Source organism: Pseudoalteromonas sp., assembly GCF_041629635.1.
Classification (GTDB): domain Bacteria; phylum Pseudomonadota; class Gammaproteobacteria; order Enterobacterales; family Alteromonadaceae; genus Pseudoalteromonas.
Genome location: NZ_JBFKMX010000225.1, coordinates 1 through 3,408, shown reverse-complemented (window position 1 = coordinate 3,408; position 3,408 = coordinate 1). Strand labels below are relative to the sequence as shown.

The 3,408-nt window shown below is 39.5% G+C and carries 3 protein-coding genes; all 3 read right to left on the bottom strand.

The genetic code is table 11. From position 1 onward, the window contains the following. Positions 1-1,604, bottom strand: a 1,604-nt coding sequence (locus tag ABYD77_RS18340) for a DEAD/DEAH box helicase family protein (protein ID WP_372771538.1), incomplete at its 3' end; no start/stop codon positions are given. 1 nt (position 1,605) lies between these two features. After that, a complete protein-coding gene (locus tag ABYD77_RS18335; protein ID WP_372771537.1) occupies positions 1,606-2,358 on the bottom strand; it encodes a CHC2 zinc finger domain-containing protein in 753 nt (250 codons plus the stop codon). Then, positions 2,359-3,408: DUF3987 domain-containing protein (locus ABYD77_RS18330; RefSeq protein ID WP_372771536.1), on the bottom strand; the 1,050-nt coding region annotated here is incomplete at its 5' end.

Genomic DNA, 3,408 nt, shown 5'->3' with positions numbered 1-3,408 from the left:
CGCCACTTTGCTTTATGAAATTGAGTGTTAAAAAACGGGTCCAGCCATTCAACAGCAACTTCCTGTTCTTCAATACCCATTTTACTAATCATTGATTTAAGATAGTAAGCAACCCTAAGTTTTCCGCCAGTCGATTCAGTTAAAACCATGCGCTCAACTTCTTTATAGTCAGCATCTGTATAGGCTTTATTTGTTAACGCTGCGTTGGGGTCAATCAATACAGCTTCACATTTGCGGCATGTTTTCGCTGTTGGTGCATTGTGAGAGCCACACGCTTTACACTCATTAAACATAAAGTAATGCTCACAGCGACCATCTTCGCTAGTTTCGTCATGGCCTATGCAACGTACAGCAAATTCGGTATTTATAGTGTTGCACAAAGGGCAGTCCTGCGTAACATCACTAGGCTTTGCACGACTTAACTTTGCCTGGTCTAAAAGTGGGTCGCAGTAGATATCACCTAACGCTTCTAGCCCATCAGTATAATCAAGAATTAAAGCGTCATTTTTAACAAGGCCAGATTCAATTTGATGCTCTTTTAGGGTTCGCAAAACACGGCCTATTAATTGGATCATAAGTGTTAAACTGCCAATCTTGCGAAGTATTACACAAGTATCCCATAGAGGTACGTTAACGCCCGTAGACAAGCAACCTATTTGCAAAACATACTTGATCGAGCCATCTTTTGCACCGTCAAGAATTCGGATTCTTTCCTTTGTGCTTGTGCTATCAGTTATTATGCCCCAGCTACCATCAGGCAAGCATTCCGAAACTTGTTCGCAATGTTTTTTGCTAGCACAAGTAATTAAAACGCCATGGCGGTTTTTAGTGCGCTCAATTACCTCCGCCATAATTTCCTGGGTTTTAGTTTGCTCTTTACAAACAGCGCGCCCCATTGCTGCTAGCTCTTTAGTTGTAAAATCACCAGCACCCTCACCGCCTTTAGGCTCAAACTTTTTCATACTCTCATACTGATGTGACTCATCACCAAAACCAAAAATTGGCGGAACCAAAAAGCCTTTATTGATTAATTCATAAGTTGAAATATCACTTAATTGCTTTTTCCAGTAATCACCAAGTATTGATTCACTACCGCGATAAGGTGATCCAGTGTAACCAATAACCATAACTTTAGGATTGATGGTTTTAAAGTGCTTAAGTATTTTCCCGTACTGAGTTTCTGGGCTTTCACTAATAGCATCTTGCCACGGAAGCATGTGACATTCGTCAATTAAAATTATATCAAACGACAAATTTTTAAAGTTTGTTGTAAGTGATCTGCTAATAGTTCCTTCAGTTCCAAAAACTATTGGGTAATATGTTGATTTTTGATTGAGACTTGCACTAAAAATTGACACTCGCAAACCAATCGCCTGAGCATCCTCTGCGTTTTGCTTAATTAGCTCACCTTGACGAGCCAGCACCAAAACACGACCACCTTTTTCTGATACGTGCTTAGCCATAAAAGCAATTGACAATGTTTTACCAGCGCCAACCGATGCTGCAACAAAAGCAGGATCGAACTTTTGTGTTTTGTGGCACTCTTTACAATGCTCAACTGTCGCATCGTGCGCTTTTTGCTGGTAATCTCTTAATTTAAACATTTTACTCTCCAATCAATCCAAAATTATCAGCGTGAAACTTTGCTTCATCGCTTTTACAAATTACTTTTATTTCACAATTCCTGCGCTTTAATTCTTGCCAGATGTAAAACAGATTTAACGGCTCGAAAAAGCAGATTGTGTTTTTACCGCTAATTCTGTGCAATGTATTTGACATACCCCATTCTTCACACATCACAACTTCACCAGATAGCTCACCAAATATAGCGCAAGCAGCATAAACAAAATGCTTATTGTAATAACGGTGTTTAATTCCATCCCATAAAGCTAAGTTAACCGGTTTGCTGTTTATATCAGTTAAAATTAACACCTGGTCGCACCCATATGTGAAAATCGTTTCTTCTCCATGTGTTAATTGATCGCATTTGGATAAAAACTCAGATATTTCTTGATCACTTAATGAATCATCAAACGGCATACGCGCATACATTGGCCGCTTCTTTATAACCTCACCGCGCATTGTTTCGCGTTCATAAATGTCAGCGCCAAGATATTTACACGCCTCAAGAAATTCAACGCCTTTATATTCCATGACGAAATCAATTACAGAGCCGTTAGTGCCGCAACCGAAACAGTGGAAAAACTGATCTCTTTCACTTACTGAAAAGCTTGGTGTTTTCTCTCCATGAAAAGGGCAGCATCCAAAGTAATCCTTGCCAGACTTTTTGAGCGGTACAACTTCCTCGATAATATCGACGATGTTAACCTTTGCTTTCAAATCATTAACATCGACCATTTACGCCACCTTTGGGTTTATTTTAATAATCGACTCAGCAGAATCATCAAACCAGCAAATATTTCGCGCTTGTAAAACTGGCATTAAGTTGTTTTTTATGTGATTCATCAGTTTTGTTTGGCTTTTGAATGGCGCTGTTTTCTTTACGTTGTCCGCCAGGTTGCGAAGTTTAATTTTATTGCGCCCTTTCTTTTCAATTAGGTTCTTGAAACTGCCAACAATAACGCTAATTTGTGACTCGATGCCGCCATAACCTTCACTGTCAGCCGCACCAACAAATACTTTTAACAACTCGCTGTAAATATTGAATGCACGTTCAACACTTCGATGGCTTATTACTGTGTCATTAATACCGTTTTCAAAATTCTCAACAGCGTGAATAACTGCGGCAATCTTTACAGTTTGCTTGTCCATCTTACCAACAAAGCCGCGCATTAAATTACTTGAGTATCTTTGACCGTCAGCCATTAAAGGCTCAAACTCATTCTTTTTGCTTACCAAGAATTCAAGTGAATCTTTTGTAAGTGATAGTACGGTTTTATCAGCAAATGTTAATTGATGAATAAGCTTTGAGTATTTAGCTTTTACCGATTCATCAACTGGCTCATATTTTGAGTGGTCGCGAGTCCCTAATCTGTGAGGCTCATAACCAAAAAGAAAACGCTCGGTTAAACCATTCTCGCGGCCAGACATTTCAAGAATTGCGCGAACTGTTTCATATTGGGCCAAAACTGCAATACCGCCTCGAATTTCAAACGCTGGCATTTCGCGGCTAACACGAACCATTGAAACAAAACCATTATCCCAGCCTTTCAGAATTGGCTCGTTGTTAGGTGCGCGTTTGCCATCACCATAAGCAAGACCGATTGAAGTTAGTATTGACTGGGCCTCATCAGAAATAATATTAAACAAACCACCTTGTTTTGATGCTTCATTACAAATCGCTTCTGGTGTCGCATCTGTAAAGTAAGGCTTGTATATTGGGAATTTATCAAGCTTTTCAGTTTGACTTTCAATCTCCATCATTAGCTCGTATTTTTCATCGTCACT

Bases quoted from the DNA above. Each gene is read 5' to 3' on its own strand.
- ABYD77_RS18335 (WP_372771537.1), bottom strand. From the start codon at position 2,358: ATGGTCGATGTTAATGATTTGAAAGCAAAGGTTAACATCGTCGATATT.